Genomic DNA, 25,547 nt, shown 5'->3' on the forward strand with positions numbered 1-25,547 from the left:
CACACGGTATGACAAGTTGGCCATCACCTACCGCGCCGGAGTCGTCCTGGCCCTGATCGTGGAGTGGCTCAGGTCATTGGGAGACAGAACCTAGGAGCGCAGTCGCTCGGCGAGCACGCGGTCAGCGCTCGCCGACGTGCTCCGCAACCCGCGTTCGCAGGCCGTCGACAAGGGTCTCGATGCCGAAGTTGTAGTAGTCGGCGCCGTGCAGTCCGGGCAGGTGCGGCAGCACTCGGGCCAGAGCGGGCGGCAGATCGGTCGCATCGTGGGACACCTCGGTCAACGCCACCTGGTAGCGGCCGAACAGGTAAGTGTGGATCATCGCGTAGGAGAGCAGCACCTGACGTTCGGGCAGGCCCGCGCTGATCAAGATCGCCATGAAAGCGTCGACGAGGCGGCGGTCGGAATGCAGCATCCGTTGCAGGAGCAGCCCGGCGATGCCGGGGTGCCGGCGCAGCTGGGCGTCGATGCCGTCGATGAGTAGGCGCAACCGTATGTCCCACGAGCCGGCCGACTCGTCCGGGACCTGTACATCGGCCAGCGTTCGGCGCGCCACCAGGTCGAGTAGCTCCTGTTTGCCGGCGACGTAGGAGTAGGCGGCCATCTGGGAGCGTCCGAGGCGCTGGGAGAGCCGCCGCATCGACAGTGCGTCCAGTCCATCGGTCATGACGATGTCGAGGGCGGCGTTGACGATCTGATCCTCGGTCAGCGATGGAGGACGACCCCGGGCCCGTCGGTTCGGCGTAGCTGAGCCGTCGACGGCCGCCGCGCGGTCGTTCGATCCCATGGGGGAATCATACGCAGGCGTCGGGTGCGGCAGGTGAGGTGCTGCTGTCTGCCCGCGGTCGTCCACGACGTCAGATTCCGAGTCGCTCCAGCAGGCGCTCGTGCGACAGTGCGGGGCCGCCGAGGAGCAGATCGGTGTGACGGGCGCGGGTCGCGATGGTGGTGAGAATGGCGGGGTCCATGTCGGGCCCCACCGACGCGAGCCGCTGCGCCACCTGGCGGACGGCGTTCGAACAGCCGATATGTGCCAACGCGGCGGCCACCGCCGCGGTGTCCGAATCATTCCCGTCCTGAAGCTTGACCGCGCGGTACCACAGCGCGGTTCCGCAGGCGCGCAGGAGCTCCAGTTCGGCCAGTTTGCGGGTGTATCCGCGCCACGACTCGCTGTCGGTGGCGGCGGGAAGTACCTGGGACAGGCACTTCAGCGCCCGGTCGATGATGCCCATCTGCTCTGCCGCGAGCACGGTGGTGGCTCGATCGACGGTCTGATTCATGATGCGCCCGCCCGCCCCCTCCCGTCCGACGAGTGTCGCAGGCGTGTTCTCGAAGGTGATCCGCGCGAGCGCCCGGGCCGGGTCCGCCGTGTCGAGGGGGTCGATGATGAGGCCCGCGGCGTCTCGCTCCACGAGGTACAGCGAGGGACCTCCGATATTGCGTGCGATCACGAAGATGCGGTGCGCGCTCTCGGCGCCGGGGACGAAGTACTTCTCGCCGGTGAGCTGCCAGCCGGTGTCGGTGGCCGTTGCCCGGGTTCGCACGAGCGCGGGGTCCCATGATCCGGTCTTCTCCGCCGCTGCGAGGGTGGAGTGACGTCCATCGATACCGGTGTCGGTGGGGGAGCTTGCGATACTGAGTGCCTGGGCGCCCAGGCCGACTGCGGCGAAATAGTCGCTGTCGGCGAGCAGGTAGCCGGCCGAGTAGGCGACCTGGGCAACGCCGGTCGCTGCACCGCCGAACGCGTTCTCCTCCCACCTGTCCTCGGGCAGGATCGCCGACAGCGACTCCGCGCGCTCGATGACATGGCCGGTCACCTCGACGGCGAGGGCGTCCAGGGCGCCGGCCGCCTCGGCGGTGAGCGCGCCGGTCGCCTCGACGAGGGGGAGCAGCGATTCCCGGAAGGTGTTGCCCGCTGCGGCGAGCAGCCGCGGGCCGAGCACCTCGGCGACGAACTGGCCGACGCTCGCCAGCACCCTGCATTCGGCGGCCTGCAGCACCGCGGCCGGACAATCGACCCTGCCCGCCTGCAGCTCCCGGACTGCGGTGAGTTCGGTGATCAGCTCGCTGAGCGTCCGCCGCAACGCTCGATCGTCCCAGGTCCAGGTGGATCGCATGAGTTCGGCCAGCGCGTCGGCATTGAGCAGGTCGAAGTATGCGTCGCGCTGATCGCGAGTGAGTGTCGTGCTGCCGATTGTCGTTTCCATCGCGCCTTCCCAGGACTCTCGTTTGATGTTCTCTTCACAGGATGCCCCTATTTCGTTACAGTGTAAAGAATCTATTGGAGCCGGGCTCGACGGTTGTCCGACCGGCATCACACGAGGAGAGAGACTCATGACTGAGGCGATGCCCGCCGTGCAGAAGCAGCAGGGCGAGGAGAAGATCTGGGCGCATTCCGGTGACTCGCACCTGATGGAACCCGAAGATCTGTGGACTTCACGGTTGCCCAAACGCCTCGCGGACCGGGCGCCGCGCTCCGAGCGGGGCGAGAAGTACGAAATCCTGTACATCGACGGAACTCAGATCGACCGCCAGCTCAACGACTTCATGGACGCCATGCGTCCGCCGGGCTTCAAGGATCTGACGATCCGCCTGCAGGATCTCGATCAGGAGGGTGTGCGCAATCAACTCGCCTTCCCGTCGATGGGATTCTGGACCTGTAACATTCAGGATCCCGAACTCGAGCTCGCGGTCGCCCGCGCGTGGAACGACTGGGCGATGGAAGACGTCATGGGCAAGCAGGACCGCATCTTTGCCCCAGCCATCGTGCCGCTGCGGGACGTCGGCAATGCCGTCGCCGAGGCCGAGCGCGCCGCCGAGATGGGCTTCCGTGCTCTGTACTTCCCCTGCGGTATCGACGATGACCGGGCCTGGGGCCTGGACATGTGGGAACCGCTGTGGACCGCGGCGGAGCGGCTGAATCTTCCGCTGTGCTGGCACATCGGCACCGGCGGGGCCAACGTCGTCTACCGCGGTCCCGGTGGTGCCGTGGTCAACTACATGGAGACGACCTATCCGGGGATGCGGGTGGTCACCCACCTCGTCGCGGGCGGTGCGCTGGATCGCCATCCCGATCTGAAGGTGCTGATCGCCGAGGGCGGTGCCGGTTGGGTGCCCGCCATCGGAGACCGGATGGACGAGGCATATCGCCAGCACGGCATGTTCGTGCGCCCCCGGCTCTCCCGGCTGCCCAGTGAAATCATCCGCCAGCAGGTGTACGCCTCGTTCCAGCACGACATCAGCGCGGTGCAGGTCATCGAGGACACCGCATACAACAATGTGCTCTGGGGCGACGACTACCCGCACCTTGAGGGCACCTACGGGCACACCCAGCAGACACTGCACACGATTTTCGACAATGTAAACCTGTCGATCCGCGACCGGGTGCTCCACGGTGCCTTCGAGGAGCTCTTCCCCGCCGTTGCCTGAGCGGCCGAGTGTCGCGGTCGAACACTCCATCGTGGCGGCCGCGGCACGCGGTCCTCGATTCGCTCGATAGTCGTCCCAGCCCGTGACCCGCCCCGGTCGCCGGCCTCCCTGCAACGAAAGGGCTTCAGTGACCGAAACCGGAAACCACCGACCCGGGCAGGACACGTTGCCCGGCGCGGTCGTGGGCACCGACCCCGACTCGGTGTTCTACGCACCCTCCTCGCCCGGTGGCATGCGCTTGTGTCACGGGTGCCGCCGGCTGGACCGGTGCCGGATGGGGATCGAGAGCGAATACCTCGACAACGACGGGGTCGTGGTCAGCCGCATGACATGCGGGCCGGCCGACGAGGGCGGCCCGCAGGTGGCACACGGAGGCTGGACCGCGGGCGTGATGGACGAACTGGTCGGCCACACGTTGCTGATGAACAACGAGTTCGGCGTCACCGGCACGCTCACAGTGAAGTTCGTGCGCCCGGTGCCGGTCGGGTGGGCGCTGATCGGGCGGGCCTGGATCGTCGGACGGGAGAACCGCAAGATCTTTGTCCGGGCGACGCTGGAGCTGGAGAGTTCCTCGGCGATCGTGGCCGAGGCGGACGCGGTGATGATCGCGCGCCCGGCGACTCACTTCGAATCCCACTACGAATGGCTGGAGAGCCAACGCGGCGTGCAGGCCTGAACGAGCGTCTGAGCACCGGGAATGCACAGTAATGCGCAGCCCGGTGATGACATACAGTCGGGAAATGGCAGCACAGCGGGATTCTGGTGACCAACGGCGTTCGGGTCGGCCGATCGACGCTACGGTGGAGCAGCGGGTACTGCACGAGGCCAGGGCTGAGTTGCTGTCGGTGGGCGTGGACGGGTTCAGCCTGACCGCGACCCTGCGCCGGGCCAAGGTCGGCAACAGCGGCTTCTATCGACGCTGGTCGAGCGCGCAAGAACTCATCGTCGACGCGTTCGCATCGATCGCGACCTGGCCGGAGGTCCCGGATCTCGGTGACCTGGGTCAGGAGTTGCGGCTTTTGGTCGAGGCGTTCGATCGGCCCGGGGCATGGGCGAGCCTGCAGATCCTGTTCACCTTCGCGGGCCAGGCGGCACGGCACCCCGAGTTGTACCAGCGGGTGCAGGAAGCGGTGATCCTGCCGGGCAACGCGCGTGTTGTCGCCGTGTTCGAACGAGCGTGCGCCCGTGGTGAATTTCCAGCGGCGGTGAGCGCGGGGGCGCTCGCCGCCGCGTTCATCGGGGCGCTGACCGTCGTTGAGCACTGGTCGGCGAACGGTCGGCCGGGCTTCGGTGTCGACCTCGAAGCCGTGCTCGTGACCTTCGCGGCGCTGTCGAGCGCAGGTGGGTCCGACGTGCTGCCGATCGGGGCAGGCGCTGGGTGAGCAGCCCACGAGATAGTAAAAACTCCCCCCTATACAGGTAGATATTTATCCTGATAGGCTGTGTGCTGGATCACGCACCCGACGTAGTGTGTCGCGTAACCCTCCGGGTGCGTTCTGACCCTGGCAATGGAGGAGACAGTGACAATCAGTGGGCTGGACGACCCGCGGGAGACTCTCGACGGCGAGATCTGCGAATTCTTGGAACCCGATGTCGAAACCGCATCCAGGGAAACCATCCGGGCTGACCAGGAGCGCAGGGTGCTCGAACTGGTCCGGTATGCGTGGGACAACTCCCCTCTGTATCGAGAGCTCTGGGGCGCGGCGGGGGTCTCTCCCGACGACATTCGCACTCTCGACGACTTCACGAACAAGATTCCGACCCTGACCAAGGCCGACATCCAGGCATATCGGGACCGGACCGGCGACCCCTACGGTGGTCTGCTCTGCGTGGCTCCCGAGGACCTCACCTCGGTCACCACCACATCGGGCACCACCTCTGTCCCCGAACTGCTACCGGAGATCTGGAGCGACGCCCCGCCGCTCCCCGCAGCGTCGACCCGTGACCTCTACGCGCACGGATTGCGCCCCGGCGATCGGGTTGTCGTTCCGGTCGGTACGTTCCGGAACTACTGGGACGAGTTCTATCAGGCGCTCGGACTGGTTCCGGTCTTCGCCGACAGCTGGCTTGGTCAGGGCGAATTCCTGCTGCGGGCGATTCGTGAGCACAAGGCGGCCTATATGCAGGTGCATCTGCCGGCGATTCTGGAATTCGAGAAACTCGAGTCGAAATACGATCTGCGCGAGGCGTTCGCCTCCGTGAAGTTCTTCGCCTTCGCCGGGCAGCCGATGGGTGCGGCCCTCAAGCGCAAGGTCACCGAGGACTGGGGCGTGCGGATCGTCACCTACACCAGCGCCGGGGATACCGGCACCGCCTGGGAGGGGCCGGATCTCGACGGCTTCCAGCTCTGGGAGGACATGATCCTTCCCGAGGTGCTCGACACCGTCACCGATCAGCAGGTCGGCGATATGGAAGTCGGTGAACTGGTCGCCACCGACCTGGACAACGATGTGGCACCGTACATCCGCTTCCGCTCCGGTGACCTGGTGCGCGTCACCCGCAACCCCGCGACGACAGGACGCACCCACGCCCGGATGTGGTTCTCCGGCCGCCGCGGCGACGAGACCGTGGTCGCGGGCAAGGCCATCGTGGTCGGCGATGTGTGGCGGTTGGTGGAATCGTTGCCGGAGTTGTCGGACGGAATGTTCCAGATCATCCGGTCATCCACACCCATGGCACGTCTGCGACTGCGCGTGGGCTACGCACCCGAACGAACTGTCGACATCGCGGACCTCGAGCGTCGACTGACCGAGGTCCTGGAGACCGAGCTGGGCGTCGGCGTCGACCTCGCCCTGTTCACGGTCGAGGACATTCTCCAGTACAGCTCCAGCGTCGCCAAGTTCCCGAGGACGGTGAAGGAATGACTCGTCAGACCATGTTGGCAGCCGCCCGGCGCCTGCCGCGGCCCGACATCTACGGCATCGGCATCTGCCGCGACGGCGACGGATTCGTCGACTACGAAATCGGCTGGGACGATCTGGACCGCGACATCGCGTGGGCGCACCAGCAACTGCTCGCCGCCGGTGTCACCGCCGCCGACCACGTGTTGATCACCTGTACGAACCATGAGGCACCCTGGCTGAGTCCGGTCGTGCGAGCGCTGCGCCGGATCGGCGCCGTCTACATCCCGGCCGAGACCTATGCCTGGGACGCGGCGCGCTTCATCTCGGTCCTGGAGCGTCTGCCGATCACCGTGGTCATCGGCTTGGGCACCGAAACTCTGAGCGCGGTCACGGCGAAGAAGCCCGATCTCGCGGCGCTGTTCGACGGGGTACGGCTCGTCTGGTCCCGCCAGGAAGCGCATGCCGAGTTGTCGGCGGCGGGTGTGCCTTCACTGCGGATGGGACTGCTGGGACCCGCACTCGGTCTCGCGCTACCCGACGCTCCCGATGTACTGCGTGTCAACTCTGCGGAGTGGGTCGTCCATGAGTCCGGCGGTGCGCTCGTGGTGTCGGCGACTGAGGCACGTCATGCCCGTCTGCGTGACGTGCCGGCAGGCATCGCAGGCCGGGTGACCGTGGACGGCGACACAGTTCTCATCGAGCCATGAGCGATCGCCCGCCCTGACTCCGGGGCGGGCGCCCGCACGATTCCCGAACGACAGGAGATGGTGTGGTGCGTGTGGGGCAGGACTCGTATGCCGGAACCCCTGGTCTGCTGAAAGATGGTCGCTCGGTCCTGGTGCGGCGTCTGACCTCGGACGATCTCGAGCTCGTCGTCGATTTCAGCCACCGGCTCTCGCGCCGCACGATCTCGATGCGCATGCTCGGCCCGGTCGTCACGCTGGACCGGGCCGGGCTGGCTCGCTTCATGAACTTCGATCCGGCGACGCAGCTGGCGCTGGTGGCCGTGCACGAGGATCGGGCGGTGGGGGTGGCCGATGTCCTCCAGGTCGAGGGCCACCCCGACCGCGCCGAGGTCACCTTCACCATCGCCGACGAATTCCAGACGCTGGGGCTGGGCGGTCTGCTTCTCGAACATATCGCCGTTGCGGCCCGCGATCGCGGAATCGCCGTCCTCGAAGCCGATGTACTCGCCGAGAACCAGGCGATGATTCGCACGTTGGAGAATTCGGGGTATGCCGTCGAATTCGGGCCCCCGGGTTCGGTCCTGCACGCGGACATCGGAATCCGGCCACGGATGCAGGTGGTCGCCCGCTCCGACCGGCGCGAACACCAGTCGGTGCGCTCATCGATGCAGCGGATCTTCGACTCGCGGACAATAGCCGTCGTCGGTGCCGGCCTGAGCCGGGACAACCTCGGGCGGGCAGTGGTGCGCAACCTGGTGACGCACGGGTTTCCCGGGCGGGTGTACGCGGTCAACCCGAACATCGGCGCGGTCATGGGCCTGCCCACCCACCCGACCGTGAGCGCCATCGGTGAACCGGTCGACCTGGTGGTGGTCGCGGTCGCCGCCGAACTCGTCCCGGCTGTGCTGCGCGACTGCGCGGCGGCCTCGGTCGCGGCGGTGATCGTGATCTCGGTGGGATTCGGTGAGCTCGGCGAGACCGGCCGGACCGCCGAACTCGATCTGATCCGCTTCGCGCGCAATCATGACATGCGGGTCATCGGCCCGGCCAGCATGGGCATCCTGGCGCAGCAGGGCACGCGTCGCCTGGCGGCGACATTCTCGGTGTCGCTGCCGACGCCCGGGGTGGTGGCGATGGCCAGCCAGTCCGGAACACTCGGTCTGGCTGTGCTCGAGCACGCGTGCCGGACCGGGCTCGGTTTCTCCGGTTTCGCCTCGCTGGGGCGCTCTGCCGACGTCTCGCCCAACGATCTGCTGCAATGGTGGGAGGAGGACCCGGCGACCGCGGTGATCCTGCTGGATCTCGAACGTGTCGGCAATCCGAGGAAGTTCGCGCGGCTGACCCGCAGGGTGAGTGCCCGCAAACCGATTGTCTCTGTCACCAGCACGATCCGCACAGTGTCAGGGACCGCTGATGCGGGATCCCCCGACCGTGGCGCGCTCACCGACGCGCTGTTCTCGCAGACCGGCATCGTGGCAACCCGTACGTTGGCCGAGATGTTCGATGTGGCAAGACTTTTCGCTCATCAGCCGGTGCCGGGCGGCGATCGCGTCGCGGTGGTGACGAATGCCAGCCAGCCCGGGATGTCGACCGCGGCGGCCTGCCGGGCGGCCGGACTGCGTCCGGCCGAGCTCCGCGAGGACACCGTGGCCGCCCTGCGTGAGCTCGTGCCCGGTGGCGATCCGGTCGACGTAATCGACCTGTCGCCGCGTGCCGACGCCGCGCGCTACGAGGCGGCGTTGCATGCCCTGTTGGCGGATGACGGCGTCGATTCAATTGTCGCGCTGTTCATTCCGCCGCTGGCGCAGAGTCCCGAAACGATCAGCGCAGCCCTCCTGCGGGCGGGGGCGAGCGCGCCGCGTAAGACCCTTCTCGCCAGCTTCGACGGTACCGAGGGGGTGCTCACGATGCCAGGAGCGGAGGGGTGCGGGGTGCCGACCTATACGTTCCCGGAGGCGGCCGCGGCGGCACTGGGGCGAGCGACGGCGTACGGGCTGTGGCGGCGACAACCCGCGGGCGTGGTGAAACCGCTCCCCGGAGTCTTCGCGGCACGGGTGCGCGCGGTGGTCGACCGCGCGGGAACCGGCGAGCTCGGCGCCGCCGAGGTCGCCGATCTCCTTGTCGCCGCCGGGATATCGGTGCGCCCCGAGGCCGGCGACGGACGGGAGGTGGCCGTGTCGGTGGTCGGCGACGAAGTCTTCGGGCCGCTGCTCACCTTCGGTGTACTCGGTGATCCGATCACCTTGTACGGCGATGTCAGCTACCACATCACACCGGTGAGCGATCTCGACGCCCGGCGCATGATCGAGTCGGTACGCGCGTTTCCGCTGCTGGCCGACCACGATCTGGCGGCACTCGCCGAGCTGATCCTGCGGGTGGCGTGGCTGGTCGAAGAGATGCCGGAACTGGCCGAACTGCAGCTGGCGCCGGTGGTCGTCGGCGCGACCGGTACCGGTGTCACCGTCTGTGCCGCGCGGGTGGTTCTCCAGCAGCCCATCCCCGGCGGCGGGTACTTCGAGCCGAGAGTTCAGACCTTGTGACGAGCCTGTCCGAACCGAATCGTGCGGTTGCCGAATAGCGAAAGAGCGGAAGGCCGGAATTGATGCTGTCTCCACCAGCGGATTCCTCGGAGTACTTCGGTACCCCGGCGATGCTGTCGGAAGGATCAGTCGGTGCGGAACTGGGCCGGGCCGCGGCCGAAACCCCGGCCGGCGTCGCGTTGCGATGGCTCACCCCACACGGGAGCGCCGCCATGAGCTGGATTCAGCTCTATCGACGGGCCATCGGCGCCGCCCGACTACTGCGCGCGCTCGATCCCGGCCTCGGCAGGGTGGCGCTGATCGCCGACAACAGTGTCGACTGGGTCGTCGCGATGTTCGGCTGTGCGCTGGCCGGGCGGACAGCGGTGCCGATCGGAACCGGCTCGACAGACGCCGAGGTCAAGCACATGCTCACAGTAGCGCGGGCGACCACGGTCCTGGTCTCGGAGCGGCGTGGTGGCGATGCCGTCCTGGCCCGTATCTCCGTTGTGGCGCAACAGCTTCCACAGTCGCCTCGGGTTCGTGAACTTCGCGAGGTTACCAGCGCCGAAGGCGAAGGGGGAGAGTCTGACCGGATCGACGCGGGTGAGGAGTTCCTGCTCCAGTTCACCTCCGGGACGACCGGCGTGCAGAAGGCCGCGGTGCTGTCGCACCGGACAGCGCTGAACTGTGCGCGGTACTACGTCGAAGCGCTCGGCGCCGGGCCCGGGGAGACCTGGCTCAATCCGTTACCCCTGTATCACGTCGGTGGTTCGGTGGCCGGCGTGCTGGTCGCGCTGGCACATCGCGGTAGCTTCACGGTGCTCGAACGCTTCTCGCCGCAGGTCGCGCTCCGCGTCCTGCGTGAGATCCGGCCCGCCCTGGTCGGTCTGGTGCCCACCATGATCATCGACTTGCTCGGTAGCCCGGGTGTCTCGGCCGCGGACTTCGACAGTGTCCGCCTCGTCATCGGCGGGGCCACCGCCGTCGACCCCGGCTTGATCGCCGACATGGAAACGCGTCTCGGCATCACCTTCCTGGTGGCCTACGGCCAGAGCGAGGCGCCCACCATGACGGTGAGCAGGCCCGATGACACGATATCCGTCCGCACGCGAACGCTGGGGCGCTGTCTACCGGGGCGCGACTACCGGATCGTGGACGAGAAGGGGGTCACGGTGCCGCTGGGCAGGGTCGGTGAACTGCACGTACGCGGGCCACTCACCATGACGGGCTACCTGCGACCGGACGGCACACTCGACTCCGCGCTCGACGCCGAGGGGTGGCGGAATACCGGTGATCTGTGCTCGATGAGCGCCGAAGGCATCCTCACCTTTCACAGCCGACTCCGCGAGATGATCATCCGCGGCGGCCTCAACGTGTTTCCCGCGGAGGTCGAAGCCGTGATCGCGGCGCACGAAACCGTTGCCGAAGTGTCGGTCTTCGGGGTGCCCGACTCGCGCCTCGGTGAACGGGTCGTGGCAGCGGTGTTGCCGGCCGCGGGTGCTGAGATCGAGTGGGACGAGGTACTGGGGCTGACCCGGGCGCGGCTGAGCCGCTACAAGCAGCCGTCCGAATGGATCGTCGCAACGAGTGTGCCGCGTACCAGCACCGGCAAGATTCGCAAGCACCAGCTGCGTAGCCGCTACGAAGACGGCTCGCTGGGCGAGCGATACGACGGCGGGTGATAACACCAGCGGTGCAGCCGGTTCAGACCGCGGATCCCTCGTCTTCCAGGGGGTGGATTGCGGCTGACGAGTAACCGGCTGCTGCAGGACCACGCCATACCGATCGATTTGCGCCTGGGCTCCGCGATGGGTACATCTAATTAGATAAATAATTACCTTAATTGGGGATAGTGCCCAGTTCGGAGTGCCCATGTCGGTCCAGGGAAGTGCGCGCACGAGAACCTCCAATCGTCCACTCACCGCAGTGCTGTGCCTGTCCGGAATTGTCGTCGCCCTGCAACACACCCTCGTCGTGCCGCTGCTCCTGGAGTTCCCTACGATCCTCGGTGTCGACTACGCCAGCGTGTCGTGGCTGGTGACGGTGACCTTGCTGACCGCATCGATCGCGACTCCGATCCTGTCGAGGCTGGCCGACATGTTCGGCAAGCGCCTGATGATGCTCGTTTCGCTCGCGGCAGTGGTGGTGGGCTCGCTCGTTGCGGCAGTTGGCGGCACGTTCCTGACGGTCCTCATCGGGCGGGGGCTGCAGGGATTGGCCTCGGCACTGGTGCCGATCGCCATCGCGATCATGCGCGACGAACTTCCCGCGCGCGAGGTCGCGGGGGCGACCGCTCTCATGAGTGCGACGCTGGGAATCGGCTCGGCGCTCGGCCTGCCGTTGCCGGGAATTCTGTATGCCCATGTGGGCTGGCAGGCCATCTTCCTGATGTCAGCAGTCGCCGGCGCCGTATTGTTCGTCGCGATGCTGGTCGTCGTGCCGGAATCACTTGCGCGCACCAGACGCCGTTTCGACACCGTCGGCGCGGTGCTGTTGTCGACCGCGCTGGTCGGCCTGCTGCTCGCGATCACCAAGGGCGGCACTTGGGGCTGGACCGACCCACGCACTGTGATCGCCGCCGCGGTGGGGATCGTGATGCTCGCGGCGTTGGTTCCGGTCGAACTGCGGGCCGGGCAACCGCTGGTCGACCTGCGGACATCCGGTCGACGACCGGTCCTGCTCACGAATATCGCCGGCCTGCTCGTCGGCGTCTCCATGTACGCCAACATGCTGACGACGACCCAGCAACTGACGATGACGACCGACTCCGGATACGGGTCAGGGCTGTCCGTGCTGACAGCTGGGCTGTGTCTGGTGCCCGCGGGACTGATGATGCTGGTCTTCTCCCCGGTCGCCGCGCTGATGATCCGGCGGTTCGGCGCGGGTTCCACCTTGGTGGTCGGCGCGCTGATCTTGGCCGTGGCGTACGGAGCACGGGTCTTGCTGCACGAGTCGGTCCTGTTGATCGCGGCCGGCGCGGCCGTGGTCATGGTGGGCACCACGATCGCCTACGCGGCCATGCCGATCCTGATCATGGGTTCGGTACCGATCACCGAGACCGCTTCCAGCAACGGGCTGAACGCGCTGGCTAGGGCGATCGGAACCGCGATCTCGAGCGCGCTCATCTCGGCATTGCTCACCACCGTGACCTTCGAGGTGATGGGCCGGGAATTGCCGACGCTGGGCGCGTTCCAGCTGGTTTACGTGGTGGCCGGGTCGGCGGCCTTGGCCACGGCGGTGGTCGCGGCATTCCTCCCGCGCGACGCCGCAACGGCGGCGATGAGCGGCGGTACGCGCGCGGATTCCGCCGGGAATCTGCTGGACCCGCGAGCACACGGCGCCATCGGGACTCCCACCGGATGACAACGGGTGGTGCCGGTGAATCACGGTTCGAAAGGGGAGCGGCGAACCGAGACGATCGCCGACAGACGGGACTGGCCCGTCCGGTGAAACCCGCGAATCGTCTCGGTGCCGATGGACTCCTACGGCGCACGATGGCGTCGAAGTGGCAGCGGGGCCTGGGTGCGCGGATCGGTCATAGCTGCGGGGAATGATCGCGGCGGAATATTCGGCTGGGCGGTCAGGGCGACTTTCGCGTGAGGTGTCGATGGATGATCGATCTGCGCTGGAAGGTGCGGCGGAGCTGGCTTTTCGTCGACCTCGACGAATTCGAGGAGATCAACGACTTCCACGGGCACGGAATCGGTGACGACGTGCTGTCGGTCGTCGCATCCAGGCTGCGCGAACACTGCGCGGCTCGAGGATATTTCGCGGCACGCATCGGTGGTGACGAGTTCGTCGTCGTGGTCATCCTCGACTACGACTGAGTCGGGCGCCGCGATATGTCGCCACTCACGGCCAATTGGGCCGGGGGTGTGTATCCGGCTCCGAACAGAACGAACTGTGTCAGCGCTGCGGGAATCTCGGAGCCCGGGTCGTCTGGTAGCAGCAGCGCATCCCCGGCGAGCGCGGTGCCGAGAACGAGGGCCACGGTGAGGCGAACGATGGACCGTATGTCGCCGGAGGCTTCGGAGCCGTTGCTGTCCATGTACCGGTGCACGCCATGGATCACCGCGTGGAGGGCAGGCGCCAGCGGCGAGGACTCCGCAGTCGCCCCGTGGTCGCTGGCTCCGGCGGCGAGTGATACCAAAATGTGCCGGTTGGCCATGCACAGGTCATAGAGCCCGCCCACAAATCGCTGCGTGACCTGCAGTGGATCCTGACCGAGGTCCATGGCGAGACTGCCGGCGAAGTCGTTCATGAACTGGACGAGCGGTGCGGCCGCGGTCGAGCGGAACAGCTGAGCCTTGGAGTCGAAGTGGCGAAAAACCATCGACTCCGTGACGCCGGCCCGGCGGGCGACCGAGCGTACTGTCGTCCGCTCGAATCCGTTCTCCACGAACTCCGCGGAGGCCGCGTCGGCGATGAGCTGCTGGACTTCGGCGGACGAGCGCCGCTTGCGGCCGGGGTTGGTCCTCACTGCTCCATCTTCGCACCCGCACACAAGGGAGCGTCACTCCCTTGACAGGTGACCGGCCTTACAGTTAAATAATTTGTGAGATGCGCGTCACGATCCGATGTGGATCGAGGCGAGTGCGCGTGAATCTGCACGGTGCCGAGTCTCATTCACCAACGAATCATTCTGAGGAGATCGACGATGTCGACGATCGAAGGCCGGCTGTTCATCGACGGCGAATTCCGCGAAGCGAGATCCGGGCGGCGCTACGAGGTGATCAACCCCGCCGACGAGAGCGTGATCGCGGAGGCGGCCGACGCGGGCGTCGAGGACGTCGCCGATGCCATCGAGTCCGCGCGACGCTTCGCGGACACCTCCACCTGGGGGACCGACCACGAGTTTCGCCGCAAGTGCATGACCCAGCTGCAGCAGGCGCTGCGCGAACGCTCCGATGAGATCAAGTCCCTGCTCATCGCCGAAGCCGGTGTCTGCGCGTCGAATATGGCCACCCACGTCGACGTGATGGTCGACGGGATGGACTTCTTCAACGACCTGATCACGACATTCACCTGGAACGAGGATCTGCCTGCCTACGAGATTCTCGGCAACCGCAGCCTGCGGCGGATCAGCTATGAGCCCTACGGTGTCGTCGGAGCGATCACGCCGTGGAACGCGCCGTTCATGACGGCGATCTGGAAAGTGCATCACGCGCTGGCCACCGGCAATTCGGTCGTGCTCAAGAGTGCCCCGGACACCCCGCTCACCGGTGCCCTGCTGGCCGAGATCGTGAGCACGTCCACCGACATCCCCAAGGGCGCGGTCCAGATGATCAGCTCTGCCGACAAGGCCGCCGCCGGTGACGCCATGACCGCTGATCAGCGCATCGACCTCTACCACTTCACCGGCTCGCCCGGCGTCGGTCAGCGCATCGCCGAGCGTGCCGCGAACGGAATCCGGCACTCGGTCCTCGAACTCGGTGGCAAATCGGCGAATATCGTGCTGCCCGACGCGAACCTGGACATGGCCTGCGGTCTCGGCGTGGTCATGTGTATGTCCAACAGCGGCCAGGGCTGTGCGCTGGCGACTCGCATGGTCGTGCACGCCGATATCTACGACGAGGTGCTCGCCCGGCTCGAGCCGATGATCGCCAACCTTCCGTGGGGCAATCCCACCGATCCGGCGAATGTGGTCGGCCCGATCATCCGCCGGGAGCAGCTCGAACGCATCGAGGGACTGGTGGAACGCGCTCGCGCGGCCGGTGCCCGCGTGCTGGCAGGCGGCGAGCGTGGTGATCGCGGGGGCCGCGGCTTCTGGTACCTGCCGACGCTGGTTGCCGATGTCGACGAGAACGCCGAGATCGCGCAGACCGAGGTGTTCGGCCCGGTGCTGTCGGTGATCCGCTACGACGGCGACGACGACGAAGCCGTGCGCGTGGCGAACAACTCCCGGTACGGGCTCTCGGCCTATGTGCAGTCCGGTGACGAGGAGCGTGCCTGGGCGGTCGCACGCAAATTGCGCGCGGGCACGGTGAATATCAACAACTCGTTCTACCTGTCCCCGGACGCGCCGTTCGGCGGCTACGGCATCAGCGGGGACGGTGTCGAACACGGTGTGGCCGGATTCCGCGAATACCTGCGGATCAAATCTGTTGCGAGCCCGGCGAACTGATCGGAGAAGACGAATGCGTATGCAAGACAAGGTCGTGGCGATCACCGGTGCGGGCTCCGGACTCGGACGCGAAGGCGCGCTGCTGTTCGCCGCGGAAGGCGCCCGGGTGGTCGTCAGCGATATCGTGGCGGGCCGATCGCAGAAGGTGGTCGCCGAGATCGAAGAGCTCGGCGGCACGGCGACCGCCGTGGACGCCGACGTCCGCGTCGAAGGCGATATGAACCGGGTCGTCGTGCGAGCGGTCGAGACCTACGGCCGCATCGATGTGATGTGGGCGAATGCCGGGGTGCCCGAACCGGGGTTCGGTATGCGTCCCCTGGCGCAGTCCTCGCTCGAGGACTGGAACACCATCTTCGCGGTCAACACCACCGGTGTCTACCTCGCCTGGAAGGCCGCCGCCGACTGGATGATCGGGCACAAGACCGGCGGTGCTCTGCTGGCGACGTCCTCGGCCGCGTCGTTCACCGCGTACCCGGGCTTTCCGATGTACACCGCGTCGAAGGCCGCGGTCAACGGCCTGGTCCGCGCGGCGGCACTGGAGTTCGGGAAGTTCGGCATCCGGGCGAACGCGCTGTGCCCCACGCACGGCATGTCGGTGAACTTCGCGCTGCCGCCGGACGCGGAGGTCCTGGGCAAGTCCTACGAGCAGATGCAGCCGTGGGATCCCGATAAGCGCGCGATGCCGCTGCGCCTGGATCGGCCGCCGGTACTGCGCGACAACGCCAACCTGGCCCTGTTTCTTGCTTCGGACGAGTCGATCTACATGTCCGGCCAGACCATCGCGGCCACCGACGGTGGACAGTTCGCGCGTACCTCGATCATCTTCCCGAACGACATCGGCGAGAGTGACGACATCACGGCGGGTGCGATTCCCGACGACCTCAGGACGCAGATCGACCGCTGACGCGCAATCGCCCCACCCCCGCAACGAAGAACCACGTAGTCATCCGCCCCGTAATGGAGGAAGAAATGCAGTCGGCATCCACTCGATTCGACCCCCGCGTCCAGGGTCTGTCCCAGCATGTGAAGACTCTCGCCGAACCGCAGCTCGTCTATCACGAGAAGGCGCGAGATGTGCGTGCGGAGTATCTCGACGGTGCGCTGCACCTGTACCGCTACGAGGACATCCTGGCCGTCAACAAGCATCAGGATGTGCTCGGAAACGGCGGCAGGGGAGGAAGTTTCGGCCATGATGGTCGCCTGATCCCGCTCGAGATCGACGGTGCCGACCACAAGCAGTGGCGGCGGCTGCTCGATCCGCTGTTCTCGCCCAAGCGAATTCAGCATCTCGAGGACAGTGTCCGGCGGCTGGCCGCGGAGTTGATCGAGACGGCACACGAAGCCGGTGGCGCGGAGCTGTACCAGCAGTTCTGTGTACCCTTGCCCTGCCAGACGTTTCTGAGCCTGGTCGGCGCACCGCTCTCCGATCTCGAATTCTTCCTCGAATTCAAGGAAGGCGTCATCCACCCACACGGTGAGACGACCGAGGAGATCGACGCGAACATGGCGATGGCCGGCGCGAAACTCCTGGAGTACTTCAACGGATTCCTCGCCGACAAGCGCACCCGCCTCGACCGCGACGACGATGTCATCGCCGAGCTCATGCGGTCGCAGGTGTCGGGCCGCCCACTCGACGAGTTCGAACTGATCAACATTCTCTTCCTGCTGATGTTCGCCGGCCTGGACACCGTGAGCGCCTCGCTGTCGTGCGTGATTACATGGCTGGGCCGCCACCCCGACCGGCGGCAGAACCTGGTGGACGCACCGCAGCTGCTCGGATCCGCCATCGAGGAACTGATGCGGTTCGAATCGCCGGTTCCCTCCGGAATGCGCTTCGCCGAGCAGGACATCGACCTCGGTGAAGGCCTGGTCATTTCGGCCGGTGACCAGATCAATGCCTTCTGGGCGGCGGCGAACGTGGACCCGACCTTCCACGAGGACCCACTCCGTGTCGATTTCGGCCGCGCACGCACCGCGCACATGACCTTCGCCAGCGGGGTGCACCGCTGCCTCGGCTCCCATCTGGCCCGCCTGGAAATGCGCATCGCGCTCCAAGAACTGCTGAGCCGCGCGCCCGGCTACCGGCTTGACACCGATGGACTGACCTACGACAACGTGGCGGTGCGCGCGGTTACCAGCATGCCGGTGACCTTGTGATGAAACTGCACCTGAATCGCGCACACTGTGTCGGCCACGCCCTGTGCCACACGACCGACCCGGACCTGTTCCCCGTCGATGACGACGGCTATTCCAGCCTGGACTCGGCAGACATCGATACCGCCGACACGGACCGTGCCCAGCGGGGTGTCGCCGCTTGCCCGGAGCAGGCCCTGAGACTGGATCAATAGCGGGTCTGACTCATCAGACGACGGTGACCCGCTGCAGGCTCGAAATCTGCCCGGTGTTCGATGCCGCATCCCATCGCGGACCGCAGTCGGTGGGCCAGCACGGCCGAGACCGCCCGGGGGCGGGTGACCCCGAAAATAGTTCCTAGACATGCGCCCTTCGCCGTGTATCCACGTGGAGAAGCTCGAGAAGTCCGACCTGGTCGGCGTCCTCGGGCCTGCTCATTGGTGGTGGACTCGCTAGCGCTGCGGAGCAGTGATGCTATGGCGTGGACGGGATGATGGGCAGGATGACGTGGGAGGGTCGTGCCGCGTCGTGGAAAATGGTCTGCTGGGCGGTACGCATGGTGGTGGCGGTCTGAACGGGTTCTCCGGTGTTGAGGTTGCGGTCCCAGCGGGGGAAGTTGCTGGAGGTGACCTGGACCCGGATGCGGTGCCCGGCGCGGAAGACGTTGCTCGTCGACCACAGGTCGATCTCGTATTCGCTGGGCTCGCCGGGGACGGCCCGGATGCGCTGGATCCCGTCACAGAGGTTGCGCGAGACGCCGTCGGTGCCGACGTCACACAGCCGCACGACCCAGTCGGTGGAGGGTGCATCGGTGGCGGCGTGCAGGCGCACGCGGATCCGGCCGGTGACCTCGAGGTCCTCGGTGAGGGGTTCGCTGGTGTAGACCAGGACGTCGGGGCGTGCTTCGGTCGCGGCTTGGTCGAACTGGCCGGCCGGGTACTCGTTGGCCATGACCAGGTTCCCGCCGTTGGTGTGTACCGGGTCGGCGGGGTCGTAGGCGTAGGTGTCGGGGGCCTGATCGGTGGCAGGCGCGTCCGGGGTGAGGGTGGCGTCGGCGCCGAGGTACCACGGGGTGTTGACGGCGCGGGCGGGCGGCCATTCGGTTTCGTCGCGCCACTGGTTGATGCCCATGACGAAGATCCTGACCGGGGGTGCGTTATCGCTTCCGTTGTCGGTGCCTTTGAGCCAGTGGTCGAACCAGTCCAGTTGCAGGTCGTCGTAGCCGATGCCCGCATGCGTGGAGGCCAGGCCGAAGTTCGTCTCGCCGATGACGCTGCCGTTGAGCCCGGCTTTGGCTGTGTGGGTCCACGGGCCGACGATCAGCCGGGCGGGCTTACCCAGAGCGGCCATGGCGCTGTAGTTGTCGAGGGTGCCCTGCAGGAAGACGTCGAACCAACCGCCGGTGTTGAGTGTGGCGGCCTCGACGCTGCTGTGTTTGCCGGCGATGGTTGCCCCGTCTGCGGTGGCGGGGTCGGCCAGTGCGCGGTGGACACCGATGTCGGGGACGTTGTGGCGGGTGACGGCGGCCGGTTGCCCGGAGGGCAGTTCCCGGTAGCCGTTGGGGACCAGCCCGTCGAAGTCTGCCATGAGCGCGCCGAGGGCGGCGTGCGTGTCGGCGGCTCGGGCCGGGTCCTGTGCCCGGGCGGCGAGCTCCCCCGCACCGGTCATCAGCGACCACACCCCGTTGAGGCCCAGTTCGATGGCTCCGCCCCGGAAGTGCAGGCCCTCGCTCGAGTCGCTCCACGTGATCTGGGGGCTGATCGCCCGCAGCTCCGGCGGCTTGGCCAGGGCGGCCGCCCACTGGGTGTTACCGGTGTAGCTGCCGCCGACCATGCCGACCACACCGCTGCTGCCGGGCAGCCCGGCCGCCCAGCGCACGGTGTCGTAGCCGTCTTCGACCTCGTAGGTGAACGGGAGCCATTCGCCCTCGGATCCGAACCGGCCGCGGGTGTCCTGATGAACCAGGATGTAGCCGCGCGACACTACCTGGAACGGGTCGATGAACATCTGTAGCATCGCACGCCGGTTGTAGGGCGTGCGCTGGATGAGAACGGGCCACGGCCCCTCCCCGATCGGCCGATACACATCGGCGCGCAGGACGGTGCCGTCACGCATCGTGGCCTGGACGTGGAATTTGATTTCCATCCCGGACATCGTTGTCTCGCTTTCTCTTTCAGGTTTCGCGTGGGCGAGCAGGGGCTGGAGTGCCGTTCGGCGGCGGGGACGAGGCCGGGACCGCAGCAGCGATCCGGTCCTCGGCGGCGCCGGAGCGCGCGACGGACATGGAGGTCCGGGACGGCGCTGGGCACACGTGTTCAGCGGATGGAGGAGCCGATGCCGAGTCCGCCGTCGACGTCGAGGACGATGCCGCTGACGTAACCGGCGGCGGGGGAGCAGAGGTAGGCGGCGGCTTCGGCGATGTCGGCGGGGCTGCCGGTGCGGCGCTGGGGGACCTTGGCGACGAGTTTATCGCGGGCGGGTGCGTTCATCGAGGCGAGCATGGGGGTCTCGATGAGCCCGGGGGCGATGGCATTGGCGGTGATGCCCTGGCGGGCGACCTCGAGCGCCAGGGTGCGGGTGAGCCCGACGATGCCCGCCTTGGCGGCGACGTAGTTGGCTTGGCCGAAGTTGCCGCGCCAGCTCATCGAGGAGAACGACACGATGCGCCCGTAGCCGCGGGATCGCATGTGCGGCAGCACCGCTCGCGCGCAGTAGAACGATCCCGACAGCGAGACCTCGAGCACGGCGTGCCAATCGTCGTCACCGATGTCCTCGATGCGGTTGTCGCGGATGATGCCCGCGTTGTTGACCAGCACATCGATGCGGCCGTGACGTGCGGCGACCTCATCGGCCCAGGCGGTGACCGCCACCGAGGAGGTGACATCGACGGCGTGGCTGGTGCAGGTGCGCCCGGTCTCGGACTGCAGGCGGGCGGCCAGCTCGGTGGCGGCGTCGATATTGACGTCGGCGATCGCCACGTGTGCGCCTTCGGCGGCGAAGCGCTCGCTCATCGCCGCGCCCAGGCCCTGGGCGCCGCCGGTGACCAGGACGACCTGGTCGGTGTAGCGGTTCAAGGGGTTTCCTCTCCGGGTAGGTCTGGGCGGCGGTGCAGGAACGCGGTGAGCGCCGCCGGGACATCGGTGTTGTTCCAGTGCTTCTCGAACTCGGTGAGTTCGGCGGCCAGGCCGTCGTCCTCGTGCAGGCCGGTGAGGTCGTGCAGCAGGGATTTGAACGCCGACTGGGCCGGTCCGGCGGCCGCGGCCAGCTCCGCGGCCAGCTCCGCAGCGGTGGTGGTGAGCTCGGGGTGCGGTACGACGGCGTGCAGCCAGCCGGTGGCGGTGAGCTGCTCGGCCGAAAGCAGAGCGCCGGTGAGCGCCAGCCAGCGGGCCATCGAGTCACCGACCTTGCGGGGTAGCCGAACACTCGATCCGGCGGCCGGGAGCAGGTTGTTGCGGATGTGGCCGTCACCGATCAGCGTGCCCTCGCTCGCGACGACGACATCGCAGGCCAGGGCCAGCTCCAGCCCGCCGGCCACGACATGGCCGTGCACCGCGGCCACCACGGGCAACCGGTTGCGTTCGAGCCGGGTCACCACGGCCGAGACCCGGCGCAGAAACTTCGTCGGCCCACCCGGGATCCCGCGCACGCTCAGGAAGTGCTGTAGATCGGCGCCGGAGCAGAAGCTCTTCCCGGAACCGCTCAGGATCAGGCAGCCGATGCCCGTGTCGGCCTCGGCGTCGGTAAGCGCCTTGTCGAGGGCGTCGATCATGGTGGGGTCGAGCGCGTTGCGGCGGCCGGGCCGATTGAGGGTGAGCGTGCGGACCGGACCGGCATCGGAGACCAGTACCGGAGCAGGCCCGTTCACCGGCTGCTCGCGCCGGTCTCGGCGGCCCGATCGCGCCGCAGCTGGGCGCGCTGGATCTTGCCGCTCGGTGTCTTGGGCAGTGCATCGACGAAATGAACGCGCCGGGGGTAGGCGTGCGCGGCGTATTCGGTCTTGACCCACCGCTGCAGCTCGGCGGCGAGAGCGTCGGAGCCGACCGTGCCGCGGGCGAGCACGACGAAGGCCTCCACCACCTCCCCGCGCACCTCGTCGGGCGCGGCCACCACCGCACACTCGTCGACCGCCGGATGGCGTAGCAGCGTCGACTCGATGTCGAATGGCCCGATCCGGTAGCCGGCCATGATGATCACGTCGTCGTCGCGGGAGGAGAACCGGATGATGCCCTCGCTGTCGATCGAGGCCAGATCGCCGGTCAGGAAGTAGGCGCCGTCAGCTCGAAAGCGGTCCGCGCCGACTCCTCCGACGTAGCCCCGGAAGGTCATGAACGGGCTTTCGGCAACCGCCACGGCCAGCCGTCCCGGCTGCCCGGGCGGGGCGGGCTCGTCGCGATCCTCATCGAGCACGGTCATCGTCCAGCCCGGCAGCGCGGGACCCATGGCCCCGTTCTGCACCGGCACCTCCAGATCGGGATGGTGCGGGAAGCCGATCGGCATGCCGAGTTCGGTCTGGCCGTAGTGGTCGTGCACCCGCAGCCCCAGCACCCGGGCGGCCCACTCGTTGACCTCCGGCGTCAACGGCTCCCCGGCACTGGACAACCGTTGCAGCGCAAGCCCTTCCGGAATCAGCGCGGCCGAGGCGAGCAGGCCGCGGTAGACGGTCGGGGCAGCGGCGAAGTCGGTCACCGCGAGCTCGCGCAGCACGGTCCAGGTGGTCTCGGGCGAGAAGCCGCCGCGCAGCAGGATCGTCGGCACCCCGGCGGCCAGCGGTGCCACGATCGCGGTGTAGAGGCCGTAGGCCCAACCCGGATCCGCGGCCGACCAGAAGATGCTCTGCGGGCCCACCCCGAGCCCGAATTCCAGGTAGCCCTGCCACCCGGCGATATAGCGGACCGGATGCACGACTCCCTTGGGCTTGCCAGTGGTACCGGAAGTGAACATGTGCACCAGCGGCGCATCCCCGCCGACCGGAACCGAGGTGATTCGCCCCGGATCCGCCGCGGCTGCGCGCGCTCGCAGCCCGTCGGGGGCATCGGTACCGGCCACCAGCACCGACCAGGAACCCTCGGGCACCTTGGCCAACTGGTCGTCGTCGGCCACTACCAGCACCACCCCGGCATCGGTGAGCCGGGACCCGACGGCCTCGCGGGCGAAGGCGGTGAACAGCGGCGTGTAGACCGCGCCGAGCCGCCAGATCCCGAGCGCGACCGCGACGAGATCAGTGCTCTTGCCCATCACCGTCGCCACCCGATCACCACGGCCTACCCCCGCATCGGCGAGCACCGCCGCGACCCGCCGCGACGCCTCGGCCAGTTCACCGAAGCTCCAGGTCGTGGCAGCTCCCAGGCCTTCCGCGACTCTCAACGCCGTGTGTGCAACCGGATGGCGATCGCACAACAACCACGCCACATCGGCCTGCGGCGCCCCGAATTCGTCGAGCGATCGACCGACACGAGCTCCGACTACATCCACTATCAACCAATCCGTTGGGTACTAATTACAGGTTCCTAGTACCGTGTAACTTACCTCACGATTACGGGGGAGGGAAGACGGCAAATCCGGGGTTTCTCCTCTGCGGTTACAGCGGGCGCGGAGTCGGCGTCGCTCGGGGCGGAAGTAGTGTGTGTCAGACTCGCGGAATGGCCGCACTTTCATCCAGGGACCGATCGACGGTGAAGACCCCCCGCCGCCGGCGGGTGGACTCCGCACGCCGGGAGAGCCTGCTCGACAACATCCAGCAGATCTTCCTCGCAGAAGGATTCACCACCGTCACCATCGGGGAGCTGGCCGACCGACTGCACTGCTCGCGGGCAACGCTCTACAGCGTGGCCTCCACCAAGGAGCAACTGGTCGTGCTCGCGACCAAGGAGTTCTTCCGCTCCTCGGCCGAGATCATCGAGCGCCGCGTGAGCGAGCACACCGACCCGCGTCAACGCATCCTGGTCTACCTCGGCGGCGTGGCCGAAGCCATGCGTCGCAACTCTCAAACCTTCTACGACGATATGGTCGCCTTCGCCCCGACCGCCGAGATCTATGCCCGCAACACCGCACGCGCCGCAACACGCGTGCGTGAACTCATCGACGAAGGCATCGCCGCCGGTGAATTCCGTTCCGCCGACGGCAACTTCGCCGCGCACCTGGTCGCCCTGGCCATCGAGGGCGTCCAGTCCGGCGTGCTGCTCGATCGCACCGGTATGAGCGCTGCCGACGCCTTTTCCGAACTCGGCACCCTGCTACTCAACGGGCTACGGTCCCGCCCGGACTGAACAGTCGGGCGGACGGCGGCGGTAGTGGATATGACGGCTGTGCCAGTGTGGGCGACCCCGGAAATCTGGACGAGGACGGGACGGCTGCCTGTTCGCGTGAAGTCCGTCGAGTCGACCGATGGATGTCGATGCGGTGCCTACATTCGGGTGGGTGTTGCGAGCCACGACGCTCGGAGGAAGAAAGTGCCTATGCAGGACGAAGTTGTCGCCATAACCGGAATTGATGGAGGCCGACCTCGCGTCCTTCCAGCCCTACTCCGGCGTCGGGCCAGGCAGATGAGGGCGACGCTGGCCTGGTCAATCCCAGTTGTCTGATTCAGAATAGTTCCTCATCTGATCATGTGGCTGTACTGAATGTGCGGGTGGACGTCGTAGAGGTCGCGATTCGATGGCGGTTGACGGCCGTCGGTGTCGGTGATGCCGTACGCGAGTGCGAGTTCGGCGCCGATGAGGGTGTGGCCGCTGATGTTCATGAGGTTGGGGTCGTGGTGCAGAGCCCAGATGACGTGTCCGGTGAATTCCGGAGTTTCGGCGGTGTCGAGGAGGTGGCCGAACTTGGCGGGATTGGTCGCGATGATCGTGCGGACCCGTTCGGTGAGTAGTGAACCCATCCATATGGATGCGGTCGCGATACCGTATTCGGCGAAGTCGACGGCCATGTCGGCGGCCATCTTGTCTGTGCCTGCCTTGGGCACGCCGTAGGCGGGGCCGAACGCGTAGTGCGCTGCCCCCGATGCGGAGGTGAAGACGACAAGCCCTTTGCGTTGCGGCAGCATCAGCGGCGCGGCGTAGACGGTGGCGACGTAGCTGCTGCGCAGTCCCACGGCGAGGGTATCGATGACATTGATCGGTTCCTGCCAGAATTTGGTTCTGCCCATCATCTCGTCGCGGATGATGGCGGCGTTGTTGACCAGAATGTCTACCCTGCCGTGTTCTTGTGCGATGCGCGCGAACAGCTCTCGGACTTGTTCGTCGTCGCTGTGGTCGACGCGCACGGCGATTCCGGTGCCACCTGCCGCGGTGACTCGCGCGGCTATCTCGTGAATCATTCCGGCGAGGGTGGTGTCACCGGGTTTGTCCGTGCGGCCGGTGACGTAAACGGTGCATCCGTGTTCGCCCAAGGCGTGGGCGATTCCGGCTCCGGCGCCCCGGCTGGCGCCGGTGACTACGGCGATGCGCGGGGTGTCGGGCATCGGATCCTCTCGTGAGCTGACGATCAACAGGTGGTCTCGGTTCTATCGGAACAATTGGTCGTATCGGCTCATCAGTTCGGGGATGTCGTCGTCCATGTCCAGGCCCAGGGATTTGAACATCAGCGCCAAGATGTCGTAGCCGCCTGTGGTGAAGATCAGGTCGAGGATCCGGAAGCTGTCAATCCGGATGAGACATCAGGCTGCGTAGGGGGTTTGTGGCGGGTGGTCGGTTCGGAGGGTGGCTGGCGGTTCGTTGAGACCCGGATCGGCAGCCTGGGTGGTAGCGGTCGGCGGCCGTGGAAGCGTTCGGGGTGAGCCGTGAATGCCTGGTCCAGGGTCTGGGCTCGGCGT

Annotated in this window: 22 protein-coding genes; 14 read left to right on the forward strand and 8 right to left on the reverse strand. The window is 67.0% G+C overall.

Going from position 1 to position 25,547, the window contains the following annotated elements; all coding sequences use genetic code 11:
• Nucleotides 1–121 precede the first annotated feature (121 nt).
• Both ABZS43_RS35350 and ABZS43_RS35355 read right to left on the reverse strand, forming a co-directional pair.
• Nucleotides 122–787: a TetR family transcriptional regulator gene (locus ABZS43_RS35350; protein ID WP_355040360.1), complete on the reverse strand. Its 666-nt coding sequence runs from the start codon at nt 785–787 to the stop codon at nt 122–124.
• 70 nt (nt 788–857) lie between these two features.
• Nucleotides 858–2,207, reverse strand: coding sequence for an acyl-CoA dehydrogenase family protein (locus ABZS43_RS35355; RefSeq protein ID WP_355040361.1), 1,350 nt, complete (start codon nt 2,205–2,207; stop codon nt 858–860).
• A 127-nt stretch (nt 2,208–2,334) separates the two neighbouring features.
• Between ABZS43_RS35355 and ABZS43_RS35360 the strand changes: the two genes are divergently transcribed.
• From ABZS43_RS35360 to ABZS43_RS35400, 9 genes are all read left to right on the forward strand, one after another.
• Complete coding sequence (locus tag ABZS43_RS35360) at nt 2,335–3,429, forward strand: amidohydrolase family protein (protein ID WP_355040381.1); 1,095 nt, start codon at nt 2,335–2,337, stop codon at nt 3,427–3,429.
• A gap of 127 nt (nt 3,430–3,556) precedes the next feature.
• Nucleotides 3,557–4,105 carry a PaaI family thioesterase gene (locus ABZS43_RS35365; RefSeq protein WP_355040362.1) on the forward strand — a complete coding sequence of 183 codons (549 nt, stop codon included), beginning with the start codon at nt 3,557–3,559 and terminating at the stop codon, nt 4,103–4,105.
• A gap of 64 nt (nt 4,106–4,169) precedes the next feature.
• The gene (locus ABZS43_RS35370) at nt 4,170–4,811 is read left to right on the forward strand and encodes a TetR/AcrR family transcriptional regulator (RefSeq protein ID WP_355040363.1); all 642 of its coding nucleotides are present in this window, start codon (nt 4,170–4,172) and stop codon (nt 4,809–4,811) included.
• Between the two features lie 138 nt (nt 4,812–4,949).
• Entirely contained in the window at nt 4,950–6,293 is a 1,344-nt protein-coding gene (locus tag ABZS43_RS35375; protein ID WP_355040364.1) for a phenylacetate--CoA ligase family protein, read from the forward strand.
• The gene (locus tag ABZS43_RS35380) at nt 6,290–6,979 is read left to right on the forward strand and encodes a hypothetical protein (protein WP_355040365.1); all 690 of its coding nucleotides are present in this window, start codon (nt 6,290–6,292) and stop codon (nt 6,977–6,979) included. The genes ABZS43_RS35375 and ABZS43_RS35380 overlap by 4 nt, the downstream gene beginning before the upstream one ends.
• Before the next feature lie 62 nt (nt 6,980–7,041).
• Entirely contained in the window at nt 7,042–9,498 is a 2,457-nt protein-coding gene (locus ABZS43_RS35385) for a GNAT family N-acetyltransferase (protein WP_355040366.1), read from the forward strand.
• A 62-nt stretch (nt 9,499–9,560) separates the two neighbouring features.
• A complete protein-coding gene (locus tag ABZS43_RS35390) occupies nt 9,561–11,162 on the forward strand; it encodes a class I adenylate-forming enzyme family protein (protein WP_355040367.1) in 1,602 nt (533 codons plus the stop codon).
• Nucleotides 11,163–11,352: 190 nt separating this feature from the next.
• Nucleotides 11,353–12,843 carry an MFS transporter gene (locus ABZS43_RS35395; protein ID WP_355040368.1) on the forward strand — a complete coding sequence of 497 codons (1,491 nt, stop codon included), beginning with the start codon at nt 11,353–11,355 and terminating at the stop codon, nt 12,841–12,843.
• Nucleotides 12,844–13,091: 248 nt separating this feature from the next.
• Nucleotides 13,092–13,307, forward strand: coding sequence for a diguanylate cyclase (locus ABZS43_RS35400; protein ID WP_355040369.1), 216 nt, complete (start codon nt 13,092–13,094; stop codon nt 13,305–13,307).
• Here the strand turns inward: ABZS43_RS35400 and ABZS43_RS35405 are convergent.
• The gene (locus tag ABZS43_RS35405) at nt 13,298–13,960 is read right to left on the reverse strand and encodes a TetR/AcrR family transcriptional regulator (RefSeq protein WP_355040370.1); all 663 of its coding nucleotides are present in this window, start codon (nt 13,958–13,960) and stop codon (nt 13,298–13,300) included. The genes ABZS43_RS35400 and ABZS43_RS35405 overlap by 10 nt on opposite strands.
• A 177-nt stretch (nt 13,961–14,137) precedes the next feature.
• Between ABZS43_RS35405 and ABZS43_RS35410 the strand changes: the two genes are divergently transcribed.
• The 4 genes from ABZS43_RS35410 to ABZS43_RS35425 all read left to right on the forward strand — a co-directional run bounded on the left by ABZS43_RS35410 (nt 14,138) and on the right by ABZS43_RS35425 (nt 17,952).
• Nucleotides 14,138–15,604, forward strand: coding sequence for an aldehyde dehydrogenase family protein (locus ABZS43_RS35410; protein WP_355040371.1), 1,467 nt, complete (start codon nt 14,138–14,140; stop codon nt 15,602–15,604).
• Between the two features lie 13 nt (nt 15,605–15,617).
• Nucleotides 15,618–16,508, forward strand: a complete 891-nt coding sequence (locus ABZS43_RS35415) for an SDR family oxidoreductase (protein ID WP_355040372.1) — start codon at nt 15,618–15,620, stop codon at nt 16,506–16,508.
• A gap of 65 nt (nt 16,509–16,573) precedes the next feature.
• Nucleotides 16,574–17,761 (forward strand): cytochrome P450, encoded by a 1,188-nt coding sequence (locus tag ABZS43_RS35420; RefSeq protein WP_355040373.1) that lies wholly within the window; start codon nt 16,574–16,576, stop codon nt 17,759–17,761.
• On the forward strand, nt 17,761–17,952 hold the full coding sequence (locus ABZS43_RS35425; RefSeq protein WP_355040374.1) for a ferredoxin: 192 nt from the start codon (nt 17,761–17,763) through the stop codon (nt 17,950–17,952). The genes ABZS43_RS35420 and ABZS43_RS35425 overlap by 1 nt, the downstream gene beginning before the upstream one ends.
• Nucleotides 17,953–18,211: 259 nt before the next feature.
• On the opposite strand, the gene ABZS43_RS35430 is transcribed toward ABZS43_RS35425, so the two are convergent.
• The 4 genes from ABZS43_RS35430 to ABZS43_RS35445 form a co-directional block, all read right to left on the reverse strand.
• Nucleotides 18,212–19,882 (reverse strand): CocE/NonD family hydrolase, encoded by a 1,671-nt coding sequence (locus ABZS43_RS35430; protein ID WP_355040375.1) that lies wholly within the window; start codon nt 19,880–19,882, stop codon nt 18,212–18,214.
• Nucleotides 19,883–20,052: 170 nt separating this feature from the next.
• A complete protein-coding gene (locus ABZS43_RS35435; RefSeq protein ID WP_355040376.1) occupies nt 20,053–20,811 on the reverse strand; it encodes an SDR family NAD(P)-dependent oxidoreductase in 759 nt (252 codons plus the stop codon).
• The gene (locus tag ABZS43_RS35440) at nt 20,808–21,602 is read right to left on the reverse strand and encodes an enoyl-CoA hydratase/isomerase family protein (protein ID WP_355040377.1); all 795 of its coding nucleotides are present in this window, start codon (nt 21,600–21,602) and stop codon (nt 20,808–20,810) included. The genes ABZS43_RS35435 and ABZS43_RS35440 overlap by 4 nt, the downstream gene beginning before the upstream one ends.
• Nucleotides 21,599–23,209: an AMP-binding protein gene (locus ABZS43_RS35445; RefSeq protein WP_355040378.1), complete on the reverse strand. Its 1,611-nt coding sequence runs from the start codon at nt 23,207–23,209 to the stop codon at nt 21,599–21,601. The genes ABZS43_RS35440 and ABZS43_RS35445 overlap by 4 nt, the downstream gene beginning before the upstream one ends.
• Before the next feature lie 200 nt (nt 23,210–23,409).
• Here ABZS43_RS35445 and ABZS43_RS35450 point away from each other — a divergent pair, with 200 nt between their 5' ends.
• Nucleotides 23,410–24,003, forward strand: coding sequence for a TetR/AcrR family transcriptional regulator (locus ABZS43_RS35450; protein ID WP_355040379.1), 594 nt, complete (start codon nt 23,410–23,412; stop codon nt 24,001–24,003).
• Between the two features lie 329 nt (nt 24,004–24,332).
• Here ABZS43_RS35450 and ABZS43_RS35455 read toward each other — a convergent pair whose 3' ends face one another.
• Nucleotides 24,333–25,196, reverse strand: a complete 864-nt coding sequence (locus ABZS43_RS35455) for an SDR family NAD(P)-dependent oxidoreductase (protein ID WP_355040380.1) — start codon at nt 25,194–25,196, stop codon at nt 24,333–24,335.
• Nucleotides 25,197–25,547 lie beyond the last annotated feature (351 nt).

The sequence above is a fragment of the Nocardia sp. NPDC005366 genome, assembly GCF_040606855.1.
Lineage (GTDB): Bacteria > Actinomycetota > Actinomycetes > Mycobacteriales > Mycobacteriaceae > Nocardia.

Bases quoted from the DNA above. Each gene is read 5' to 3' on its own strand.
- ABZS43_RS35360 (WP_355040381.1), top strand. From the start codon at position 2,335: ATGACTGAGGCGATGCCCGCCGTGCAGAAGCAGCAGGGCGAGGAGAAG.
- ABZS43_RS35390 (WP_355040367.1), top strand. From the start codon at position 9,561: ATGCTGTCTCCACCAGCGGATTCCTCGGAGTACTTCGGTACCCCGGCG.
- ABZS43_RS35380 (WP_355040365.1), top strand. From the start codon at position 6,290: ATGACTCGTCAGACCATGTTGGCAGCCGCCCGGCGCCTGCCGCGGCCC.
- ABZS43_RS35415 (WP_355040372.1), top strand. From the start codon at position 15,618: ATGCGTATGCAAGACAAGGTCGTGGCGATCACCGGTGCGGGCTCCGGA.
- ABZS43_RS35350 (WP_355040360.1), bottom strand. From the start codon at position 787: ATGGGATCGAACGACCGCGCGGCGGCCGTCGACGGCTCAGCTACGCCG.
- ABZS43_RS35420 (WP_355040373.1), top strand. From the start codon at position 16,574: ATGCAGTCGGCATCCACTCGATTCGACCCCCGCGTCCAGGGTCTGTCC.
- ABZS43_RS35425 (WP_355040374.1), top strand. From the start codon at position 17,761: ATGAAACTGCACCTGAATCGCGCACACTGTGTCGGCCACGCCCTGTGC.
- ABZS43_RS35395 (WP_355040368.1), top strand. From the start codon at position 11,353: ATGTCGGTCCAGGGAAGTGCGCGCACGAGAACCTCCAATCGTCCACTC.
- ABZS43_RS35430 (WP_355040375.1), bottom strand. From the start codon at position 19,882: ATGGAAATCAAATTCCACGTCCAGGCCACGATGCGTGACGGCACCGTC.
- ABZS43_RS35370 (WP_355040363.1), top strand. From the start codon at position 4,170: ATGGCAGCACAGCGGGATTCTGGTGACCAACGGCGTTCGGGTCGGCCG.
- ABZS43_RS35355 (WP_355040361.1), bottom strand. From the start codon at position 2,207: ATGGAAACGACAATCGGCAGCACGACACTCACTCGCGATCAGCGCGAC.
- ABZS43_RS35455 (WP_355040380.1), bottom strand. From the start codon at position 25,196: ATGCCCGACACCCCGCGCATCGCCGTAGTCACCGGCGCCAGCCGGGGC.
- ABZS43_RS35400 (WP_355040369.1), top strand. From the start codon at position 13,092: ATGATCGATCTGCGCTGGAAGGTGCGGCGGAGCTGGCTTTTCGTCGAC.
- ABZS43_RS35410 (WP_355040371.1), top strand. From the start codon at position 14,138: ATGTCGACGATCGAAGGCCGGCTGTTCATCGACGGCGAATTCCGCGAA.